General features: G+C 64.8%; 1 protein-coding gene. It reads right to left on the bottom strand.

Annotated features, from left to right (window positions below):
• Nucleotides 1–22: 22 nt before the first annotated feature.
• On the bottom strand, nucleotides 23–1,183 hold the full coding sequence (locus tag D7X99_RS41890; protein ID WP_121782582.1) for an IS4 family transposase: 1,161 nt from the start codon (nucleotides 1,181–1,183) through the stop codon (nucleotides 23–25).
• Nucleotides 1,184–1,277: the final 94 nt, after the last annotated feature.

Here is a 1,277-nt window from a genome sequence, read left to right as displayed (position 1 = left end):
CTGAAGCATCCCCTCATCTGAATCAGATAAGTCCGAAGGCCTCTCGGAAGACAGCGTGCTCGCGGACGAGTTGCCCGAATCGCTCCACCAACGGGCGGAGTCGTTCATCGCTCATGCGCGGCATGGCCATGAAATAGTAGGTGCCTTGGGTGAACAGCGAGTGCGTACGCCGCTTCACCGTATTCACTCTCAAATGCTTGTCGTAACCCAGCGCCTCGCCCGCCGCGCCCAGCAGCGTCAGAAGGACCTGGGCCAGGGCGCTGATGAGCAGCAACCTGTCTCGACGCTCGGGTGTCTTCACGCGCACCTGCTTCAGCCCCATGCCGAACTTGAGGTCCTTCACGTCCCGGAACGTCTCCTCAATGGTGAATCTCCGGGCGTAGACGTCCAGCACCTCCTGGGCAGTGGCTTCCGTGAGGCTGGTGGCCAGGCACCAGGAGTCCTTCATGCCCTTGCGTTTCACACACACCACGGCCCCCACCTGCGCCATGGCCGCGGTGATGCGTGCGCCTCGGAGCACCTTCGCGCGTCCGCCTTCGGGGACCCACTCGGCCGCGCGCTTGGTCTCCTCATCCTCGGACGTGACGAGCATGTCCGCACGGAAACGCACCACGTACTCGAAGCCCAGCTGCCGCAGCAGCGCGTAGAACTTCGCATCCGCGAAGCCCCGGTCCGCGACCACCGTCACCTTCACCTCCGAGGCAATCACCTCGCGCAGTCGCTGAAGCGTCTGGTCCTCCACCAGTTGCCGGTTGCCCGCGGAGGCGGACTTCACCAGCGTCGTCCACAAGAGCGGCGTGGCCCGCCCATGCCGGGTGATGAGGCTGGCCACCAGCGTCTCCTGGTCGTCCTGCTCGAAGTCCGTCCAGTCCAGCGCGATGACCGCCTCGGTCCGTTCCGCCAGCACGAAGGGCACCCAGGACGCGAAAAGCTTCCAGACGTCGAAGCCCCCATTCGAAAGCAATCGGTCCACCTGCTTCACCGCGTGCTTGGACGTGACGTCCTCTCCACGCGCCCACGCCATGGCCTTACCGATGGCCGCCACCGACAGGCTCGCCGCCTGCACCGCCCCCAGCGTCGCGTGCGACAGGGACAGGATTCGTTTGACGTGCAGGTCGTCCTCGAACACTCCCGTCAGGAACGTCCGCACCTGCTCTGCGTCGATGGCCACCTTGCGTTTCATGGTGGCTGCCTCTTTGCGCGGATACCAGCGCCTTCGCACGCAGCCGCCGAGCGAGCGTATGCTGATCAACTCGCTAGATGAGGGGATCCTTCAG

It is taken from the genome of Corallococcus sp. AB032C, assembly GCF_003668935.1.
GTDB classification, from domain to species: domain Bacteria; phylum Myxococcota; class Myxococcia; order Myxococcales; family Myxococcaceae; genus Corallococcus; species Corallococcus exiguus.
Note: the sequence above shows the minus strand (reverse complement) of the source record. Positions and strands in the feature narration are given on the sequence as shown.